Origin of the sequence: Dietzia aurantiaca (assembly GCF_021033825.1) — a bacterium.
GTDB lineage: Bacteria > Actinomycetota > Actinomycetes > Mycobacteriales > Mycobacteriaceae > Dietzia > Dietzia aurantiaca.
Map to the genome: position 1 here is coordinate 171627 of NZ_JAIFXZ010000004.1, position 20528 is coordinate 192154.

The window sequence follows — 20528 nt, forward strand, 5'->3', positions numbered from 1 at the left end:
CAATGACCACCCCCGACAAACCGATCGGTGTGCGCTCCACCAGGCAACGCAGTGCGATCTCCGCCCTGCTCGACGAGTCCAAGGGATTCCGGTCCGCCCAGGACCTGCATGCGGAGCTGCGCGACAAGGGCGACGCGATCGGCCTGACCACCGTGTACCGGACGTTGCAGTCGATGGCCGATGCCGGCGCCGTGGACGTGCTGCGCACCGACTCCGGCGAACTGATCTTCCGGAAGTGCTCGGACTCGCACCACCATCATCTGGTGTGCCGGGAATGCGGCTTCACTGTCGAGGTCGAGGAGCCCAAGGTCGAGATGTGGGCGCGCAGCGCCGGCCTCGCCCACGGGTTCACCGACGTCACCCACTCCGTGGAACTGTTCGGCCTCTGCGCCGAGTGCGCCGCCCGGGCCGGCTGACCCGGTTCGGCCCGTGCCGGGCGTGATCGACCCGGGCCGACCACCGGGCGACCACGCCGGCCGGGGTCTCAGGGTGGGGTGACGCCGCCGAAGCGACGGTCGCGCTCGGCGTACTCCAGGCACGCGGCCCACAGGTCACGCCGGTCGAAGTCCGGGAACAGGGTGTCCTGGAAGACGAACTCGGCGTACGCGCTCTGCCAGAGCAGGAAGTTCGACGTGCGCAGCTCGCCGGACGGCCGCAGGAACAGGTCCACGTCGGGCATGTCCGGCTCGTCCAGGTACTGCGCGAAGTCGTCCTCGGAGAGGTCGTCGGGCGAGATCTCACCGGCCGCCACCCGTCGGGCGAAGGCCTGCGCGGCGTCGACGATCTCGGCGCGACCGCCGTAGTTGACGCACATCGCCAACGTCATCACCGTGTTGTCCCGGGTCAGCTCCTCGGCCTCCTCGAGTTCCGAGATCACCGACTTCCACAGTCGGGGGCGTCGCCCCGCCCACCGGACCCGCACCCCGAGCGCGTTCATCTCGTCGCGGCGCCGCCGGAGCACGTCCCGGTTGAAGCCCATGAGGAAGCGGACCTCCTCGGGACTGCGCTTCCAGTTCTCGGTGGAGAAGGCGTACGCGGACAGGTACGGGATCCCCATCTCGATGCACCCCTGGACCACGTCCATGAGGACGGCCTCGCCCCGCTTGTGTCCTTCGGTGCGTGGCAGTCCGCGCTCCTGGGCCCAGCGACCGTTCCCGTCCATGACCAGGGCGACGTGGCCGGGCACGAACTCCGCGGGGATCGCGGGAGGCGTGGCCCCGGAAGGGTGCGGCGTCGGCGGCCGGACGGCCGCGCGCTCCCCCGCGACCGCCGCCGTGGTGCCCGCGGTGGCGGAGCGCTTACGAAATCTGGGCAGTCCGGGCACTGGACTCCTCCCTGTGGTCACGGGCGATCGCGTGCGGCGCTGGGTGTCCCACGCCGCGGTCGACGAGGGGCAGGCTGCGCAGGTCACGCTCCAGATGCCACTGGAGGTGGGCCGCGGCGATCCCGGAGGCCTGCCGGACGACGGCGGGCGAGGACACCGCGACGGCGCCCCACTGCCCGGCCATCAGCGCCGCGAGATGCTCGGCGACGCCGGGCGAGAGCATCGCACATCCCTGCGGCCGGCAGTGCACGCACACGGTGCCGCCGGAGGGCACATGGAACGCCCGGTGCGGCCCCACCGCGCCGCAGCGCACGCAGCAGTCCAGGACCGGCTCCCAGCCGGACGCGGACATGGCGCGCAGAAGGAAGGCGTCGGCGACCAGCCCCGGGGAACGTCGCTGTTCCGCGAGGGAGCGCAGGGCGCCGACGGCGAGGCCGAGCAGCCGCGGGGTCGGAGCCCCCTCCTCGCCTGCGAGTCGTTCAGCGGTCTCGAGGACCACGCACCCGGAGGTGTACGAGGGATAGTCGGCCACGAGAGGGCGGGCCAGGGACTCCCGGCTCGAGGCCTGGCGGACCGTCCCCAGCCCACTACGGCCACGGCCGGGCGCGATCTGCACCTCCACCACGGCGAACGGCTCGAGACTGGCGCCCATACGTGAGCGGGTGCGGCGCACCGCCCGGGCGACCGCGCGGACCAGTCCGTGCTGCTCGGTCAGCAGCGTGACGACCCGGTCGGCCTCACCGAGGTCGTAGGTTCGCACGACGAGGCCGGTGTCGGTGAAGGGATGCATTCCGGTCTCCTCTCGGCATCGGTGGGGCGGCGCTCGGCGTCAGCGTGAAGGTTCATCATCCCACTGGCGGCGGCCGGAGCCTAGAAGCCGAGCCGCCCCAGCATCTTGGGATCTCGCTGCCACTCCTTGAGCACCTTGACGTGCAGGTCCAGGTAGACCCTGGTGCCCAGTAGCTTCTCGATCCCCGCGCGGGCCTGCGTGCCCACGTCGCGCATGCGGGCACCCTTCGGACCCAGGACGATCGCCTTCTGGCTCTGGCGCTCGACGTACACGGTCGCGTGCACGTCCACCATGTCGTCGCGGCCCTCGTGCGGCAGGACCTCTTCGATGGTCACCGCGATCGAGTGCGGCAGCTCGTCACGCACGCCCTCGAGCGCCGCCTCTCGGATGAGCTCGGCCATCCGGGACTCGTCGGATTCCTCGGTGATGATGTCGTCGGGATAGAACTGCGGCCCCTCCGGCAGCAGTGAGGCGATGACCTCGGCCACCACGTCGACCTGCTTTCCCGAGACCGCCGACACGGGGACCACCTCGGCGTCGGGGCCCAGGAACTTCGACACGGCGACGAGCTGCTCCATGACCTTCTGCTTGGAGACCGAGTCGATCTTGGTCACCAGGCCCATCACCGGCGTCGTGGGGCACAGGGTGCGGACCTGCTCGAGGATCCACTTGTCCCCGGGGCCGATCCGCTCACCGACGGGGAAGCACATCCCGATCAGGTCGACGTCGGAGAAGGTCTCCTCCACCAACGCGTTGAGTCGCTCGCCCAGCAGGGTGCGGGGCCGGTGCAGGCCGGGGGTGTCCACGAGGATGATCTGGGCGTTCTCCCGGTGCACGATGCCGCGGATCGCGTGACGGGTGGTCTGGGGGCGCGACGAGGTGATCGCGATCTTCTCCCCCACCAGCGCGTTGGTCAGCGTCGATTTACCGGTGTTGGGACGTCCGACGAAACTGACGAACCCACTGCGGAACCCCTCGGGCGTGCTCATCTGTTCTCCTCGTCGTCGTCACTACCGGTCTTCTCCACGACGGCGCGCTCGGCCACCACGGTCACCACTTTCACGCGTCCCCGCCGGTCGTGCCCGCCCTCGGCGCGCAGGTCGAGCCCCGTGGAGACCACGCGCGCGCCCGGCAGCGGGACGCGCCCGAGCTCCAGGGCGAGCAACCCTCCGAGGGTCTCGACCTCCTCGGTGACCTCGCCCGGGAACTCGATGTCGAACAGGTCGGCCACCTCGTCCAGGCCCAGCCGCGCCGACAGCCGGTACCGGCCGGCCCCGATCTCCTCCACAGGAGGCACCTCGGTGGTGTCGTACTCGTCGACGATCTCGCCGACGATCTCCTCGAGGATGTCCTCGATGGACACCAGGCCGGCGGTCCCGCCGTACTCGTCGACGAGGATCGCCAGGTGGTTATGGTCGCGCTGCATCTCCGAGAGCAGGTCGTCGATCCGCTTGGCGTCGGGCACGAAGACCGCCGGCCGCATGACCTCGGCGACCGGTGCCGCCCGGCCGTCCGGGTCGTCGAGGCGCGCCACGATGTCGCGCAGGTACACTACGCCCACCACGTCATCCGAGTTCTCGGTGTCCACCACCGGGATCCGCGAGTAGCCGGACTTGACCGTCAGGCGCGCGGCCTGGCCGACGGTCTTGTCGGACTCGATCCACACCATCTCGGTGCGCGGCGTCATGACCTCCCGCGCCGTGGTGTCGCCGAGTTCGAAGACGGACTGGATCATGCGGGATTCGTCATCCGCGACGACCCCGCGCTCCCGCGCCATGTCCACGATCTCGAGCAACTCGATCTCCGAGGCGAACGGGCCGTTGCGGAAGCCGCCGCCCGGGGTGACGGCGTTACCGACGCCGACCAGCAACCGGGCGACCGGCCCGAGGACGACCCCCACCACCGTCATGGGCACGGCCGACCCCAGCGCGATCGAGTAGGCGTGCTGGCGGCCGAGCGTGCGCGGCCCGACCCCGGCCACCACATAGGCCGCGACCGTGGTCACGGCCGCGGCGGTCACCAGTGCCCACGCCGCCGAGTCGATGACGTCGTTGAACACCACGGTGAACAGCACGGCGGTCGCCACCAGGCTCAGCACGTGGACCAGCACCGCCACGTTGATGTAGCGGGGCCGCTGCTTCAACATCGTGGACAGCCGCGCCGCCCCGTACCGGCCCTCCTTGGCCATCTCCTCCACGCGCGCCACCGACACGGTGCTCAGGGCGGCGTCGAGAGCGGAGAACAGACCGGCGGTGAGAATGAGCAGGACGGCGCCGACCGCCGCGAGGATCGTCTCGTCCACGACTCAGGCGTCCCCCGCCGGGCGTTCGTCCCGGTGGTCGTACCACTCGGCCAGGAGCTCGTTCTGCAGCCCGAACATCTCCCGCTCCTCCGCGGGCTCCGCGTGGTCATAACCGAGCAGGTGCAGGCAGCCGTGGACGGTGAGCAGCGCCAACTCGTGCGCGAGCGGATGCCCGGAGCTGGCGGCCTGGTCGGCGGCGAACGCCGGGCACAGCACGATGTCACCGAGCATGGCGGGCCCGGGCTCGGGCAGGTCCGGGCGTCCGCCGGGGGTGAGCTCGTCCATCGGGAAGCTCATCACGTCGGTCGGCCCGGGCAGGTTCATCCACGTCACGTGGAGATCGGCCATGGTGTCCTTGTCGACGAGCGTGATGGACAACTCGGCGGCCGGGTGGACGTCCATCCGGGCGATCACGAACGCGGCCACGTCGACGAGCTCTGCCTCGTCGACCTCCACTCCCGACTCGTTGGCGACCTCGATACTCATCGGCGGCGCTGCTCCCTGTTCCTGTGCGGCTCGGTGTTCCGGTGTGACCGGGTCTCGTTCTGGCCCCGTTCGAGGCGGGCTTCGTGCTTGGCGTAGGCGTCCACGATCCGGCCGACCAACGCATGCCGGACCACGTCCTTCGAGGTGAGCTCCGAGAAGTGGATGCCCTCGACCCCGGAGAGGATCTCGCGCACCACCTTCAGGCCGGAGCGCTGCCCGCCGGGCAGGTCGATCTGGGTGATGTCGCCCGTCACGACGATCTTTGACCCGAAGCCCAGGCGCGTGAGGAACATCTTCATCTGCTCGGGCGTGGTGTTCTGGGCCTCGTCCAGCACGATGAACGAGTCGTTGAGCGTGCGCCCGCGCATGTACGCCAGCGGCGCCACCTCGATCACGCCGGCCGCCATGAGCTTGGGGATGGTCTCGGGGTCCATCATGTCGTGCAGCGAGTCGAACAGCGGCCGCAGGTACGGGTCGATCTTCTCGTGCAGCGTGCCCGGCAGGTATCCGAGCCGCTCCCCTGCCTCCACCGCGGGCCGCGTGAGGATGATGCGGCTAACCTCCTTGGCGCGCAACGCGGCGACGGCCTTGGCCATGGCGAGATAGGTCTTACCGGTGCCGGCGGGGCCGAGCCCGAAGGAGATGGTGTGCTCGTCGATCGCGTCGACGTACCGCTTCTGCCCGAGCGTCTTGGGCCGGATCATCCCGCCACGGCGCGAGAGCACGTCGGTGCCCAGCACTTCCTCAGCGGTCAGCGGACCGGACCCGGCGAGGATCTCGACCGACCGACGCACAGAGGCGGGGGTGATCTCCACGCCCTTGCGGGCCTGGCGCAGCAGGTCCGACACGACGCGAGAGGCGGTGTCGACCGCCTCCGGATGGCCGGAGACGGTCATGGTGCCGCCCCGGACGTGCAGGTCGGCGTCGAGAAGTTCCTCGAGGGTGCGGAGGTTGGTGTCGGCGGCGCCGAGCACCGCCATCGCCAGGTCGGGGTCGAGCTGGACCGCCGTGCGGACGGTATCGCTGTCTGGGGTGCTTACGTGGATCACTTCCCGTGGTGTGGTGCGGTTGACCCGAGTGTAGTACCCGCGCCGGCCCACCTCGGGGTGAGAACGCCGAGCGCCCCCAACGCGACGGCCGCGGCGGTGGAGGTGCGCAGGACCTCCGGTCCCAGCACGACGGGGCGTGCGCCGGCGCCGGTCAGTGCCTCCAGCTCGGCGTCGGAGACGCCGCCCTCGGGCCCGACGACGACGAGGACGTTCACCGGCCGCCCGTGGGCCCCGGGAGTCGGGGCGGTCACCGCGTCCGCGAACGGCACGGCCCCCTCCTCGTGCAGGATCAGCACGCGTGTCCCGGCGGCCGCTTCCTCGGCGACGACCCGGGCCAGGGCTGCCGAGTCGAGCAGCTCACCGATCTCGGGCTCGTGGGCCCGCCGCGACTGCTTGGCGGCGGCCCGCGCGGCGTTCGCCCACTTGGTGCGGCCCTTGCCCACCTTGGCACCGGCCCAGCGACTCACGCAGCGCTCGGCCTGCCAGGGAACGATCCGGTCCGCGCCGGCCTCGGTCGCCAGCTCCACCGCCAGTTCGGAGCGTTCCGATTTGGGCAGCGCCTGGACGACCGTGACCTCCGGGACGGGGCGCGGGACGTCCGTCCGGGTGCCGACCTCGGCCTCGACGACGCCGGGGCTCGTCGTCGTCACCACACAGTCGGCCACGGCCCCACGGCCGTCACCGACGCGGATCGGTTCCCCCGGGCGGAGCCGCAGCGCGCTGCCGGCGTGACGCCCCTCGGGGCCGTCGAGCACGACGGTCTCACCGATGCCGGGGACGGCCTCCACCCGGAACAGCGACGGGGTCACGGAACGTCAGTGCCCGGCGACCGCGTCGCGCAGGCGGGAGAACAGACCGCCGCGGCGGGCGGTGTCCTCGCTGACGACCTCGGCCGAATCGCCGTCCAGGCGACGCAACTGCTCGACGAGGTCGCGGCGCTTGCGGTCGAGCTTCTCGGGCACCACGACCTCCATGTGCACGGTGAGGTCGCCTGCGCCGCCACCTCGGACGCGCGGCATTCCGCGGTCGGTGAGGGTGACGGTGTGGCCGGGCTGGGTGCCCGCCGGGATCTCGATCTCGATCGGGTCGCCGATGACGGTCTCGAGCTCGACGGTGCCGCCGAGCATCGCGTCGACCACCGGGACCCGCACGGTGCAGTGCAGGTCCTCGCCGTCGCGTACGAACACCGGGTGCGTGCGCTCGTTGACCTCGATGTACAGGTCGCCGGCGGGCCCGCCGCCGGGGCCCACCTCGCCCTGGCCGGACAGCCGGATCCGCATGCCGCCGCCGACACCGGCGGGGATCTTGGCGGAGACGGTGCGACGCTTACGGACGCGGCCCTGACCGGTGCAGTCACCACACGGATCGGTGATGATCTCGCCGGTCCCGGCGCACGTCGGGCACGGGCGGCTGGTCATGATATTGCCCAGCAGCGAGCGCTGCACGGACTGGATCTCGCCCTGGCCCTGGCACATGCCGCAGGTGGCGGGCGGCGCATCGGAGGCCGAGCCCTTGCCGTGACAGGTCTCGCACAGCACCGCCGTGTCGACCTTGATCTCCTTGGTGACGCCGGTCGCGCACTCGTCCAGGGTCAGGTTCACCCGGATGAGCGCGTCCGAACCGGGCTGGACCCGGCTGCGCGGGCCCCGGCCGCCGCCTCCGCCTCCGGCACCACCGAAGAAGGCCTCGAACACGTCGCCGAGGCCGCCACCGAATCCACCGCCGAAGCCGCCGCCGCCATATCCGCCACCGCCGCCGCCGCCGGAGTCGAGCGGATCCCCGCCCATGTCGACGATGCGTCGCTTCTCCGGGTCGGTGAGGACCTCGTAGATCGCGGTGATCTCGCTGAACCGCTCACGCGCCTCGTCCGACGGGTTGACGTCAGGGTGGAGCTCGCGGGCGAGCTTGCGGTAGGCGCGCTTGATCTCGGTCTCCGAGGCGCCCCTATCGACCCCGAGGGTCCCGTAGTAGTCGCGTGACACGTCTGACCTTTCGTTCAAGAAGACTGTTCGTGCTCGTGGTGCCGCCTGCTCGACGCCGCGGCTCCTGGAAGAGAGTACGGGGGTCAGCGCCCGCCGAGGATCTCGCCCACGTAGTGGGCAACAGCGGCGACCGAGGCGATTGTTCCCGGATAATCCATCCGGGTGGGTCCCAGCACCCCCATGCCACCGAACGCGTGGCCCTCCGCGCCGTACTGCGAGGAGACCACCGACGCGCCGCGGATCTCGGCCGACTGGGTCTCCGCGCCGATCTGCACGGTGACCCCGCCCGGCCCGCCCGCACCCACGGCCTGGGCGGCGGTGAGCAGACGCAGGATCACGACCTGCTCCTCCAGCGCCTCCAGCACCGATCGCAGTGAGCCGTCGAAGTCGGCGGCGCTCCGTGTGAGGTTGGCGGTGCCGCCCAGCACGATCCGGTCGTCCGGGTGCTCGACGAGCGTGTCCACGAGCACGGTGACGCAACGCTCCACCGCGTCGCGGTACGCCGGCCGGGCCTGCTCCCCCGTGGCCGTGAGTGCCGCGGAGGCGTCCGCGAGACGCTTGTCGGCCACGGCCTCGGAGAGCAGGGTCCGGATCTCGGCGAGGTGCTCCTCGGTATGCGGGGCCGCGAGCTCGACAGTTCGCTGGTCGACGCGGCCGGTGTCGGTGATGAGGACCAGGAGCAGCCGCGTGGGGGTCAGGCTCACCACCTCGAGATGCCGCACGGTCGAGCGGTCGAGGACCGGGTACTGGACCACCGCGACCTGGCGGGTGAGCTGCGACAGCAGACGAACCGCCCGTCGGAGCACGTCGTCCAGGTCGAGCGCGCCTTCGAGGAAGGCCCGGATGGCCTTGCGCTCGGCTCGCGAGAGCGGCGTGATCTCCTCGATCGAGTCGACGAAGTGGCGGTAGCCCTTCTCCGTGGGCACGCGCCCCGAGCTCGTGTGGGGCTGCACGATGAACCCCTCCGCCTCCAGTACCGCCATGTCGTTGCGGATGGTCGCGCTGGACACTCCCAGTGCGTGCCGGTCGACGAGCGCCTTGGAGCCGACCGGTTCGTGGCAGGCGATGTAGTCCGAGACGATGGCCCGCAGGACGTCGGTCCTACGGTCTGATGCGCTCGACATGGACCGCCCTCCTTCCAGTTCTCCGGTGCTGTGTGTCTACGACTTCACCCGCGGAACGGGCCCGATTCACCCGCCGCATGGGCCCGATTCTAGGCGAGCCCGGGCGTGTTCTCCTCAGAGGAGGATGTCGCGGACGACTCCGTCAGCCAACAGTCTGCCCGCCTCGGTGAGCGCGAAGCCGGGCCCGCCCGGGTGATCGGTGCCGCGCCGCCGCAGCAGGCCGGCCGCGACCTGCTCGCCCGCGCGTGCCCGCTCCTCGGCCGTGAACGCCTCGTCCCCGAGCCCCTCGGCCAGTCGGAGCGCGGTCATGATCAGTTCGAGGTGACGGTCCTCGTCGGTGAGCCTCTCGCCGCCGTCGACGGGGAGATCGCCGGCATCGCAGGCGGCCGCGTACCGGGCGGGGTGCTTGAGGTTCCACCAGCGCGCGCCGGCCACGTGGGAGTGGGCTCCCGGCCCGACGCCCCACCAGTCGCCACTACGCCAGTAGCCCAGGTTGTGGCGGCAGTATCCGGATTCGCCCGTCGCGAAGTTTGAGACCTCGTACCAGTGGAAGCCGGCGCGCGACAGTCGCTCGCTCACCTGCTCGTACCGGTCGGCCAGGACGTCGTCGACCGTATTCGGCAGCTCGCCGCGACGGATTCGTCGCGCGAGGGCCGTGCCGTCCTCGACGATGAGCGAGTAGGCGGAGACGTGGTCCACGCCGGCATCGACCACCGCATCGAGAGTGCGTGCCAGATCGTCCTCGCGTTCTCCGGGCGTCCCGTATATGACGTCGAGGTTGACGTGCTCGAAACCCGCCCGGACGGCCTCGGCGACGGCCTCCTGTGGGCGCCCCGGGGTGTGCGCGCGGTCGAGGATCTGCAGCACGCGCGCGGAGGTCGATTGCATGCCCAGCGAGATGCGGGTGAATCCACCCTCCCGCAGCGTGGTGAAGAACTCCGGCGAGGTGGACTCGGGGTTGCTCTCCGTGGTGACCTCGGCGCCGGGCGCCAGACCGAACGCGGAATCGATGCGGTCGAGCAGACCCACCAGGACATCGGCCCCGACGAGGGAGGGGGTGCCGCCGCCCACGAATACCGTGTCCACCTTCGGCGCGGTGCCCGAGCGGGCGAGCACCTCGGCTGCCCGTTCGATCTCGATGGCCGCGGCCCTCTCCCAGTCGACGGGCGAAGTGGCGGAGCCCAGTTCGCCCGCGGTGTAGGTGTTGAAATCGCAGTAGCCACACCGCGTCGAGCAGAACGGGACGTGAAGGTAGATCCCGAACGGCGAGGCGGGATCGCGTTCAGGCGGGGCGAGCGCGAGTCCCGCCGGGTCCACGCCGGCGGTCACGCCTGACCGGCGTCGGGGGTCGAACCGGTCTCACCTCGAGCCTCGGGTCGAGCCGACGCCGCGGAGGGCGCCACAGACGACGAGGTCGCGGCCGGTGCCGCGCCGGTCGGCTTGGAACCGGTCGGCTTCTGCGCGGCGGGAGTGGTGGGAGTAACCGACTTCGATGCGGGCTCCGCGGCCGCGGGTGCGGACTGGCCGGGTTTCCCGGCAACGGATTTGGCCTCGGCGGTGGTCTTCTGCGCGGCAGGTGTGGCCGCGGGCGCGGACTTCTGCGCCACCGGCTTGGACTCGGACACCTTCTTGGGCTTTTTCGTGGCGGCGGCCTTCTTTGCCGGGGTCTTCGTGGCGGCGGCCTTCTTTGCCGGGGTCTTCGTGGCGGCGGCCTTCTTCGCCGGGGTCTTCGTGGCGGCGGCCTTCTTTGCCGGGGCCTTCTTTGCCGGGGCCTTCTTGGCGGGTGCCTTCTTGGCGGGATTGTTCTGCGCGGTCTCCGCCCTCGTCGAGTCCTTCGCCGACTGGCGAGCCGCCTTTCGCTGCGCACGACGGTCTGCCGCCAACTCTGTAGCCGTCTTCTTCTCCACGGCGGGAGCGCCGCTGCGCTGACGCTCGGCGGCGGCCTCGACGAACTCCGCCAATGCCTCCGTGACGGCGTCGGCGAGTGGCCACGGATCGGGTACGGAGCGCTTGCAGGCGATGAACCCGAAGTGCAGTCTGCCGTCCATCGACATCACCGTGCAGTTCAGTCCCGCACCGTGGAAGACGGGACCCAGCGGCAGCATCTGCTCGATGCGGGCACCCAGGAAGTAGAGCGGGATGTTGGGCCCCGGCACGTTGGAGATGACCAGGTTGTGCACCACCGGGTGACGCTCGGACAGCCGCAGCCGCGAATACATCCGCACGGCCGACCCGAACACCGAGGGGGCGGCGAACTGCGCCCAGTCGGTCAGCAGATTGGCATCAAGTGCGTTGGTGTGGTCCTTGGCCACGATATTGGCGTCGCGGATGGCCTCGAGGCGCTCGACCGGGTCGTCGATGTCGGTGGACAGCGACATGAACATCCCGGACACGCGGTTGGTGCCGGGGCGGGACTCCGCAGCGTGGACGGACATCGGGACCATCGCGATGAGCGGCTTCGCCGGCAGCGCGTTCTGCCCGTCGAGGTACTTGCGCAGGGCCGTGGACGTGATGGCGAGCACCACGTCGTTGACGGTGGTTCCGAACGCGTTCTTGACCCGCTTGATGTCGTCCAGGTCCACGCTCGTGAACGACATGGTGCGGTGGCCGGTGATCGTCCGGTTGAACGGGGTCCGCGGGGCCGTGAACGGAGCCGGCATCGCCAGCCCCTTGCGGGCGCGGCTGATCCAGGACGGAAGCACGCCGAGCGTCCCGGGCAGCAGGGAGGCGAGTCGCCACGGGGTGGCCAGACGCGAGAGGGCACCCCCCACCGCGAGCTCAAGCGCCCCCGAGCCCCCGGCGGTCTCCTTGACCAGGTCGGCGTCCAGCGCCGGGTCCTCAGGGGTGAGCGTGCACAGCTGCGACATCATATTGGCGCCCGTGACGCCGTCGACCGTCGAATGGTGCATCTTGGCGAACACCGCGACCCGGCCGTCGGACAGACCTTCGATGACGTACATCTGCCACAGCGGCATCGAGCGATCGATCGGCTGGCTGGCCAGGTGCGCGCACAGTTCGGCGAGCTCATGATCGTCCCCCGGCTCGGGCAATCCGACCCGCTGGAGATGATGATCGATGTCGAAGCTCTCGTCCTCGACCCACACCGGGTGGTCGACGTTGAGCATCGAATCATGCAGCTTGCGCCGGAACGCAGGCATGCCGGTGATCCGGCGCGCGAGTTCGGTACGCAGCTTGTCGAAGGTGTATCCGCCAGGAACCTCCGAGACGTCCAGAACGATCAACCCACACACGTGGAGAAGCTGAGACCGGGTCTCGAAATACAAGAAACTGGCGTCAAGTCCACTCAAACGCTGCATGACGGGAGTGTACTTCCGGAATCGACTCCACGGCGGTGGTCCGACCGACCGCCGCGCAGGGTCAGAGAACCTCGATGAGGAACCAGGCGATGACGACGAAAACGATCAGCAGGATCAGAGCGAGGGTGACACGTGACCGGGGCATCAGCGAACCTCCTTCCCGGTCTCGGCGGGCCGGGACGTGACGAGCACCCGGAACCGGTGCACGAGGACGTCTGCGACCTTCTCGACCAGCACCGCGGTGGCCAGGAACAGCGGGATCCCCATGGCGAGCATGATCACCACCTGCAGCGGAAAGGGCAGGGTGACGAGCCAGAGCTCGACCCTGTCCCAGAACTGCAGAAACGCTGACACGTGCCGATCCTACGACCGCCCTGCGGCGGCGGCCTCACGGCCACCGACCACGGAGGAGTCCAGTCCGCGACGACGCAGCAGGGCCGCCGGATCCGGGTCGCTCCCGCGTAGGCTCCGATAGGCGTCCAGGAAGTCGATGGCACCGCCACGCGAGAGCACCTCGCGGCGCATCGCGTCACCGGAGGAACGCTGCAGTCCCCCGCTCTCGACGAACCACTCGGCGGCATCCGCGTCGAGGACCTCGGCCCAGAAGTACGAGTAGTAGGCCGCCGAGTAGCCGCCGGCGAACACGTGTTGGAAATAGCGGGACCGGTAGCGCGGTTCGATCCCCGGCACGTCGAGGCCCGCATCTGCCAGGACCTCCGACTCGAACGCATCGACGTCGGTGACCTCGCGCGCCTGCTCGAGGGTCAACGAATGCCACGCCAGGTCGAGCAGCGCGGCCGCGAGGTACTCCACGGTCGCCTGCCCCTCACCGAAGCGCTCCGCCTCCCGCATCCGTTCGACCAGCTCCGCCGCGATGGGCTCGCCGGTCTCCCGGTGCCGGGCGTAGTGGGCGAGCATCTCGGGACGACGGGCCCACATCTCGTTGACCTGGGAGGGGAACTCCACGAAGTCGCGGGGCACGGACGTGCCCGAGAACACGGGGTACTCCACGTCGGAGAGCAGTCCGTGCAGGGCGTGCCCGAACTCGTGGAACATCGTGGTGACCTCGTCCATCGTCAGCAGCGTCGGCTCCCCTTCCGCCGGACGGGACAGGTTCATGACGTTGACGATCACCGGGCGGGAGTCGAGGAGCCTCGACTGGTCCCGGAACGAGGTCATCCAGGCTCCGCCACGCTTGGTGGGTCGCGCGTAGTAGTCCAGCAGCAGCAGGCCGATGCCGGCGTCCCGCTCGGACCGCTCGTCGTCGAACACCTCGACCACCCGGACGTCGGGCAGGTAGCCGGCCAGGTCGGGCCGCTCGGCGAAACGCAGGCCGTACAGCTGCTCGGCGGAGAACATCACCGCGTCCCGCAGCACGGTCTCCAGCTCGAAGTAGGGGCGCACCGTCGCGTCGTCGACGCTGTAGCGCTCGGAACGAAGACGCTCCGACTCCCAGGCCCAGTCCGCCGGGTCGAGAGAACGGTCCTCGCCGCCGAGCAGGTCCTTGGCCTCGTTGCGGGCGTTGGTCACCGCGGCGTCCACCACGTCCATCAGCAGCCCGCGGGCGGCCTCGGGTGTCTCGGCGGTCTCCACCGCGAGCACATGGTCGGCGTGGCAGCGCAGGCCCAGCAGCTCGGCCCGCTCGGCTCGCAGCCGGACGATCTCGAGGACGATCGGGGTGTTGTCGTGTCCCACGGTCGAGCCCCGCTTCAGCGATGCCTCCATGACGCGTCCGCGCAGTCCGGCGTCGTCGAGCCACGCGCTGATCGGCTGCACCGTGGGCAGGCCCAGCGGGATCAGCCAGCCCTCGTGACCGGCCTGCTCTGCGGAGGCGGCCAGCGACGCACGCATGGATTCCGGAAGCCCCGCGAGCTCGGACTCGTCGGCGACCGGTACTGCCAGTTCCGTGGTGGAGGCCAGGAGGTTCTCGCCGAACTCCGTCGTCAGTTCGGCCAACCGCGTGTCGATCGCGGTCAGGCGGGCGCGGGCCCCGTCCTCGAGGGCCGCCCCGGCACGGAGCAGGTCCCGGTGGTGGCGCCGGATGAGGCGGGCCGTCTCGTCGTCGACCTCCAGCTCTCCCGACTCGAGCGCCGCGACGACCGCATCGACACGGGCGTAGAGGACCGGGTCCGTCATGACCGCCGAGTGATGCGCGGCCAGCAGCGGGGACACCACGCGGTCCACGTCGAGCCGGGCGGGAGTCGCGTCGGTCCCGAGCAGCCCGTAGAACACCGACAGCACGCGGTGCAGCGCCTGTCCCGAGCGTTCCAGCGCGATCACCGTGTTCTCGACGGTCGGCGCCTCCGGGCTCGAGCAGATGGCGGCGACCTCGGCCGCGTGGTCGTCGATCGCGGCCCGGATCGACGGCTCCAGGTCCTCGTCCCGGACGGCGGCGAAGTCCGGCAGCCCGTACGGCAGTGACGACTCGTCGAGCAGCGGGTGGAGCGGGGCATCGGGGCTCGGGGTGGTCATGACCGCGAGTCTACGGACGGCGCGACACGGGCTCACACCCACGTGGACACGGTGTCCCAGGCGAGCCTGGCCCCGAGGATCACGATGACCAGCAGGAACACCCTTCGGATGAACTCGTTGCCATGGCGCATGGCCATCCGCGCCCCGAGGAAGCCGCCGGCGAGATTCGCCACCGCCATGCAACCGCCGATCACCCACAGCAGTTCTCCGTGCAGCCCGAACACCAGGATGGAGGCGATGTTGGTGGTCAGGTTGGCGAGCTTGGCCGCGACGGTTCCCTGCAGGAAGCCGAAGCCCAGGAACGCCACGATCGCGATCACGAAGAACGAACCCGTGCCCGGCCCCAACACGCCGTCGTAGAACCCGATCACCAGCCCGATCACCGCCGAGCGCCAGGCCCTGGCCCAGCCGCTGTAGCGCTCGGCATGGGTGCGGCCCAGGTTAGGCTTGAGCCACGTGTAGGTACCCACCACGATCACCGCGACCAGCACGATCGGCGTGAGCAGCTCCTTGGGGATGAAGCGTGCGACCGAGGTTCCTGCGGCCGAGCCCGCGAATGCCGCGGCAACAAGTGGAGCGACCATGGCCACCGGTACTCGGATCTTGCGCAGGTAGGTCAGGGTGGCGACGAGCGTACCCGCCACCGAGGACAGTTTGTTGGTCCCCAACACCTCGGGCGTCGAGACGTCGGCGGGCAGCGCGATGACCAGCGCGGGCAGCTGGATCAGCCCGCCCCCGCCGACCACCGAGTCGACCCACCCGGCAACGAAGGCCGCCAGCACGAGCGCGAGCAGCACCCAGACCGGGATGCCGAGCGCCGGAGAGGCGGCGAACTGCGCGAAGGTCAGGGGCATACCGACAACTGTGCTGTAATCGGTTTGTGTATATCAACCCTTACGGCGGCGACCCGGTCACCCTGGCCGCCGACCTGGCCAACCGCCGCCCCCGAAGCGCCCGCGAACTCGTGGACCGCTGCCGGGAAGCCGGCGTGACCATCGACCGTGAAGCCCGGGAGGAAGAACTCGCGGAGGTCGACGAGTTCCTGGACGGATGGCTCGTCGTCGTCGACACCACCGATCCCCGTGCCCGCGCCGAGGCGCTCAACACCCTCCTCGCCGAGCACGCCGGGCCGCCCCGCCTGACCGACCACGACGGACACTGGCACGTCCACTACCGCGCCGACGACGCCAGCTTCGCCCGCCTGCTCACCGCCATGTTCTCCGTCGGCACGGCGCTGCACCTCACCGAGCGCGGCATCGACCGGCTGTCCCGGTGCGCTGCGGACGACTGCGAGGACGTCTTCGCCGACACCACCCGCAACGGACGCAAAACCTACTGCTCGCCGCGGTGCAACAACCGATCGGCAGTACGCCGCCACCGCGCCCGGGGATGACCGGCGCGGCGACGACGAGGGGTTCGGCTACTTCTTGTCGGAGCTCGAATCCGCGGACAGGGCTGCCACGAAGGCCTCCTGCGGCACGTCCACGCGGCCGATGGACTTCATGCGCTTCTTACCCTCCTTCTGCTTCTCGAGCAGCTTGCGCTTACGGCTGATGTCGCCGCCGTAGCACTTGGAGAGCACGTCCTTGCGGATCGCGCGGATGTTCTCGCGGGCGATGATCTTGGAGCCGATCGCGGCCTGCACCGGCACCTCGTACTGCTGGCGCGGGATGAGCTCCTTGAGCTTGACGGTCATCTTGTTTCCGTAGCCCTGCGCGTAGTCACGATGCACGATCGCGCTGAACGCGTCCACGGCCTCGCCCTGCAGCAGGATGTCGACCTTGACCAGATCCGCCAACTGCTCGCCGGCCTCCTCGTAGTCCATCGACGCGTAACCCTTGGTGCGGGACTTGAGCGAGTCGAAGAAGTCGAAGATGATCTCGCCCATCGGCAGGATGTACCGCAGCTCGACACGCGTCTCGGACAGGTAGTCCATGCCCTTCATCTCGCCGCGCTTGGACTGGCACAACTCCATGGTCGTGCCCACGAACTCGCTCGGCACGATGATCGTGCACTTGACGATCGGCTCATAGATCTCGCGGTGCTTACCCTCGGGCCAGTACGACGGGTTGGTCACCTGGTGCTCCGAGCCGTCCTCGGCTATCACCCGGTACACCACGTTCGGTGCGGTCGAGATGAGGTCGAGGTTGAACTCGCGCTCGAGCCGGTCGCGGGTGATCTCCATGTGCAGCAGGCCGAGGAAGCCACAGCGGAAGCCGAAGCCCAGGGCCACCGACGTCTCCGGCTCGTAGTCCAGAGACGCGTCGTTGAGCCGAAGTTTGTCCAGCGCGTCCCGCAGAACCGGGTAGTCGGAGCCGTCGATCGGGTACAGGCCCGAGAACACCATCGGGTTGGGCTCGGCGTAACCGGGCAGCGGCTCGGTCGCGCCACCGCGGGCACTGGTCACCGTGTCGCCGACCTTGGACTGGCGGACGTCCTTCACGCCGGTGATGAGGTAACCCACCTCGCCCGGCCCCAGCCCCTTGGTCGCCTTGGGCTCCGGCGAGATGACGCCGATCTCCAGCAACTCGTGATTGGTGCCCGTCGACATCATGGTCAGCTTCTCGCGCGGGGTGAGCGAGCCGTCGACCACACGTACGTAGGTCACGACGCCGCGGTAGGTGTCGTAGACGGAGTCGAAGATCATCGCGCGGGCCGGGGCGTCGGGATCCCCCACCGGGGCCGGGATGGTCTCGCAGAGCTTGTCCAGGAGCGCCTCGACACCCTCGCCGGTCTTGCCCGACACGCGCAGGACATCGCCGGGCTCGCAACCGATGATGTGGGAGATCTCCTCGGCGAACCGCTCCGGATCGGCGGCCGGCAGATCGATCTTGTTGAGCACGGGGATGATCTCGAGATCGTTCTCCATGGCCAGGTAGAGGTTGGCCAGGGTCTGCGCCTCGATCCCCTGGGCGGCGTCCACCAGCAGGATCGCACCCTCGCACGCCTCCAGCGCGCGGGAGACCTCGTAGGTGAAGTCCACGTGGCCGGGGGTGTCGATCATGTGCAGGACGATCTCCTCGCCCTCGTGCGCGCCGGAACGTGGCACCCACGGAAGGCGGACGTTCTGCGCCTTGATGGTGATGCCGCGTTCGCGCTCGATGTCCATCCGGTCGAGGTACTGGGCGCGCATGAGGCGCTCCTCGACCACACCGGTCAGCTGCAGCATGCGGTCGGCCAGGGTCGACTTGCCGTGGTCGATGTGCGCGATGATGCAGAAGTTCCTGATCCTGGCCGGATCGGTGAACGTCGTCTCTGCGAAGTTGGGAATCTCGATCACTCCTGGAGGCGGGCCCGGGTGCGGCTGGATTGCGGTACGTCCGGACGATCACCCCATTGTCACACGACCGGGCCAGGAACACTCATCACGTATCGGCCCGTGGGCACCGCATCGACGGTGTTGTCGTACAGGAAGCGACCGGTCGAGGCCGTCATGGCCCGGGCGTCGGCCGTTACCCTTGTCCGCATGGCTATCGACTGGGCCCGCGTGGGTCGCAAGGCAGTCCACATGGGACGTAAGTACGGGCCGACGGTCGCCCAGGCGGTCCGGAAGCAGCTCGACGAACGCGGGGGATCCCCCGCGTTGGGGTCGCGGAACGCCGAGGCGGGGCGGCCCGCGACCACCACCACCGCGCCCACCTCCAGCCGCGCCCGCACCCTGGCCTACGCCCCCGACCTGGACGGTCACGCCGATCCCGGCGAGATCGTGTGGACGTGGGTGGCGTTCGAGGAGAACGACGGTCGCGGCAAGGACCGTCCGGTCCTGGTGGTGGGTCGGGACGGGGATCGTCTGCTCGGCCTCCAGCTGTCGTCCCGGTCCAAGCGTGACGACGACAACGGTTGGCTCGGACTCGGTAGCGGACCCTGGGACTCGGAGGGACGCCCCAGCTGGGTGCGTCTCGACCGCGTGCTCGATGTGCCCGAACAGGGCATCCGGCGCGAGGGCGCGATCTGCCCCAGGGACGCGTTCGACCGCGTGGCGGACCGGCTCCGTAGCGACTACGGCTGGCGCTGACGCCGCCCCGGTCGCGTTTTGGCCGGTGACGCGCCCGCTGGTAAAGTGGGCCGTCGGTGTCCACCGGACGGCGTTCAGCGCGTCCACACGGACAAAGACGACAAGACATCCGATCGGCGGGATCCCCTCGTGGAGCCGTCGACACACGACAAAAAGGTGTGACGAGTGGCCAACATCAAGTCCCAGATCAAGCGGAACCGCACCAACGAGCGCAGCCGCCTCCGCAACCAGTCGACCAAGTCGGCTCTGCGTACCGCCATCCGCAGCCTCCGCGCCGCCACCGAGGCTGGCGACAAGGAGAAGGCCGGCGCCCTGCTCGTCGCGACCTCGCGTCAGCTCGACAAGGCGGCCAGCAAGGGTGTCATCCACCAGAACCAGGCCGCCAACAAGAAGTCGGCGCTTGCCAAGGCTGTCGACCAGCTCTGAGGCACCCCGGTCCTCTCCGGATGAGAGGTCCCCAGCCCCGCGTCGGCCAGCGCTGACGCGATGCGGCTCCGAGGGCCCACCAGCATCGTCACTGATGCGCGGTGGGCCCTCGTCGTGTGTGAAGAGCCTGTCGCTGCTGGGACGCTACGCGCCTCCCCCACCGCTGGACTCTGTATACAGATTGACGTTCGGATCGAACTCGATGTCGTGTGCGGTGTCCGGCTCGACGAGGATCGACTGGTTCACGGCCGCCGCGCGTCGGAGCCATCGCCGGCGCACCGGATTCGGTCCGGCGCCGGGGGACTCCGGCGAAGCGACGATGACGACCACCGCCGTCCCCGGCAACGGCACCCGTGTGGGCCACGTGGTCATCCTCACCGTGACATGCCGCAGGTCGTCATATACGCCGAATCGCACCGTCACGTCGAATTGGCACATCCCGGCAACTCGTTCATGACGGTACTCCACCGTGTCGAGCGTGCCGGCATAGCGGGTTCCGGTGGCGCGGATCCGCGCGATGCGGCGCTGCTCCGATGTCGCCTCGGCCGCGGCGAAGGGCAGAACGAGCTCGCAGAACAGTACGAACGCGGCAGCGGCCGACACCGCGATCGCCAGGATCGTCACATCAACCTTCTCCGCGTGCCTGTCACCCACCGGGATCGGACCGAGATGCGCGATGACCATCCGCCGATGGATCTCCGCGGCGATTCCGGCCCCCGAGGCAGTCGCCATTCCCGTGGCGAGCGACGGCGCGAGGGTCTGTCCGTAGTGGCCGAGCAATCTGGAGTACATCCCGAACGTGCCCGCGAAGGCGGCGACCACGAGGAAGAAGCCCGCGGTCAGGACCCAGAACCACCAGCTCTCACTCATCGCCACCGCTCGGGGGGCGGCCGCCCCGGGCAGAATCCGAGGAAGGATCAGGTATCCGCCACAGCACCACAGTGAGAACCGCGCGGGGCCATATGTCCACCGGCCATACGGCCGGGTTCGGCACCCGGCTCAAGAGTGGTGATGCGGGATCCCCGATGCCGGGACGAGAAGACCGGCCCTTCAGCGCCCAATGGAAAGTACACCCCATGTGGATGCAAGCATCCTAGCGCGCACACTTCGCCGAAACCTCAGCGGACCTGTCCGTCGGCGACCGATATCCTGGAGTCATGCCGGATACGAAGCAGAACCTTCGCGGCAGATTGACGCAGGCATTCCGCTGCGCCCCGCTCGCCATCACCACGGCTGGGAGG

19 protein-coding genes and 1 pseudogene are annotated in these 20528 nt (G+C 69.6%); 4 read left to right on the plus strand and 16 right to left on the minus strand.

Annotation, left to right across the window (positions count from 1 at the left end; all coding sequences use genetic code 11):
* Window positions 1-2 precede the first annotated feature (2 nt).
* Entirely contained in the window at window positions 3-416 is a 414-nt protein-coding gene (locus tag K3888_RS07105) for a Fur family transcriptional regulator (protein ID WP_230929552.1), read from the plus strand.
* 68 nt (window positions 417-484) lie between these two features.
* Here the strand turns inward: K3888_RS07105 and K3888_RS07110 are convergent, their stop codons facing one another.
* From K3888_RS07110 to K3888_RS07175, 14 genes and pseudogenes are all read right to left on the minus strand, one after another.
* Window positions 485-1324: an isoprenyl transferase gene (locus K3888_RS07110; RefSeq protein WP_372459539.1), complete on the minus strand. Its 840-nt coding sequence runs from the start codon at window positions 1322-1324 to the stop codon at window positions 485-487.
* On the minus strand, window positions 1299-2114 hold the full coding sequence (recO, locus tag K3888_RS07115; RefSeq protein WP_230929553.1) for a DNA repair protein RecO: 816 nt from the start codon (window positions 2112-2114) through the stop codon (window positions 1299-1301). Before recO ends, K3888_RS07110 begins: the two co-directional genes overlap by 26 nt.
* An 80-nt stretch (window positions 2115-2194) precedes the next feature.
* A complete protein-coding gene (gene era / locus K3888_RS07120; RefSeq protein WP_230929554.1) occupies window positions 2195-3103 on the minus strand; it encodes a GTPase Era in 909 nt (302 codons plus the stop codon).
* Window positions 3100-4416: a hemolysin family protein gene (locus K3888_RS07125; RefSeq protein WP_230929555.1), complete on the minus strand. Its 1317-nt coding sequence runs from the start codon at window positions 4414-4416 to the stop codon at window positions 3100-3102. Before K3888_RS07125 ends, era begins: the two co-directional genes overlap by 4 nt.
* Before the next feature lie 3 nt (window positions 4417-4419).
* Window positions 4420-4902 carry an rRNA maturation RNase YbeY gene (gene ybeY / locus K3888_RS07130; RefSeq protein ID WP_230929556.1) on the minus strand — a complete coding sequence of 161 codons (483 nt, stop codon included), beginning with the start codon at window positions 4900-4902 and terminating at the stop codon, window positions 4420-4422.
* Window positions 4899-5882: a PhoH family protein gene (locus K3888_RS07135; RefSeq protein ID WP_230929604.1), complete on the minus strand. Its 984-nt coding sequence runs from the start codon at window positions 5880-5882 to the stop codon at window positions 4899-4901. Before K3888_RS07135 ends, ybeY begins: the two co-directional genes overlap by 4 nt.
* A gap of 65 nt (window positions 5883-5947) precedes the next feature.
* Window positions 5948-6760, minus strand: coding sequence for a 16S rRNA (uracil(1498)-N(3))-methyltransferase (locus K3888_RS07140; RefSeq protein WP_230929557.1), 813 nt, complete (start codon window positions 6758-6760; stop codon window positions 5948-5950).
* 6 nt (window positions 6761-6766) lie between these two features.
* Window positions 6767-7933: a molecular chaperone DnaJ gene (gene dnaJ, locus K3888_RS07145; protein ID WP_230929558.1), complete on the minus strand. Its 1167-nt coding sequence runs from the start codon at window positions 7931-7933 to the stop codon at window positions 6767-6769.
* Window positions 7934-8016: 83 nt separating this feature from the next.
* Window positions 8017-9057, minus strand: a complete 1041-nt coding sequence (gene hrcA, locus K3888_RS07150; protein WP_230929559.1) for a heat-inducible transcriptional repressor HrcA — start codon at window positions 9055-9057, stop codon at window positions 8017-8019.
* A 114-nt stretch (window positions 9058-9171) separates the two neighbouring features.
* Entirely contained in the window at window positions 9172-10374 is a 1203-nt protein-coding gene (hemW, locus tag K3888_RS07155; RefSeq protein WP_230929605.1) for a radical SAM family heme chaperone HemW, read from the minus strand.
* Between the two features lie 611 nt (window positions 10375-10985).
* Window positions 10986-12374, minus strand: a pseudogene (locus tag K3888_RS07160) (WS/DGAT/MGAT family O-acyltransferase); the annotation flags it as partial.
* Window positions 12375-12518: 144 nt separating this feature from the next.
* Complete coding sequence (locus K3888_RS07165) at window positions 12519-12728, minus strand: hypothetical protein (protein WP_230929560.1); 210 nt, start codon at window positions 12726-12728, stop codon at window positions 12519-12521.
* Between the two features lie 9 nt (window positions 12729-12737).
* Window positions 12738-14846 (minus strand): M3 family metallopeptidase, encoded by a 2109-nt coding sequence (locus K3888_RS07170; RefSeq protein WP_230929561.1) that lies wholly within the window; start codon window positions 14844-14846, stop codon window positions 12738-12740.
* Between the two features lie 32 nt (window positions 14847-14878).
* Complete coding sequence (locus tag K3888_RS07175; RefSeq protein WP_230929562.1) at window positions 14879-15700, minus strand: TSUP family transporter; 822 nt, start codon at window positions 15698-15700, stop codon at window positions 14879-14881.
* Window positions 15701-15726: 26 nt separating this feature from the next.
* Here K3888_RS07175 and K3888_RS07180 point away from each other — a divergent pair, with 26 nt between their 5' ends.
* On the plus strand, window positions 15727-16239 hold the full coding sequence (locus K3888_RS07180; RefSeq protein WP_230929563.1) for a CGNR zinc finger domain-containing protein: 513 nt from the start codon (window positions 15727-15729) through the stop codon (window positions 16237-16239).
* A gap of 27 nt (window positions 16240-16266) precedes the next feature.
* Here the strand turns inward: K3888_RS07180 and lepA are convergent, their stop codons facing one another.
* Window positions 16267-18126, minus strand: a complete 1860-nt coding sequence (gene lepA, locus K3888_RS07185; protein ID WP_230929564.1) for a translation elongation factor 4 — start codon at window positions 18124-18126, stop codon at window positions 16267-16269.
* A gap of 186 nt (window positions 18127-18312) precedes the next feature.
* Here lepA and K3888_RS07190 point away from each other — a divergent pair, with 186 nt between their 5' ends.
* Together K3888_RS07190 and rpsT are read left to right on the plus strand one after the other, a co-directional pair.
* Complete coding sequence (locus tag K3888_RS07190) at window positions 18313-18861, plus strand: type II toxin-antitoxin system PemK/MazF family toxin (protein WP_230929565.1); 549 nt, start codon at window positions 18313-18315, stop codon at window positions 18859-18861.
* Window positions 18862-19026: 165 nt separating this feature from the next.
* Window positions 19027-19287, plus strand: a complete 261-nt coding sequence (gene rpsT, locus K3888_RS07195; RefSeq protein ID WP_230929566.1) for a 30S ribosomal protein S20 — start codon at window positions 19027-19029, stop codon at window positions 19285-19287.
* Window positions 19288-19431: 144 nt separating this feature from the next.
* Here rpsT and K3888_RS07200 read toward each other — a convergent pair whose 3' ends face one another.
* Window positions 19432-20157, minus strand: coding sequence for a hypothetical protein (locus tag K3888_RS07200; protein ID WP_230929567.1), 726 nt, complete (start codon window positions 20155-20157; stop codon window positions 19432-19434).
* Window positions 20158-20528 lie beyond the last annotated feature (371 nt).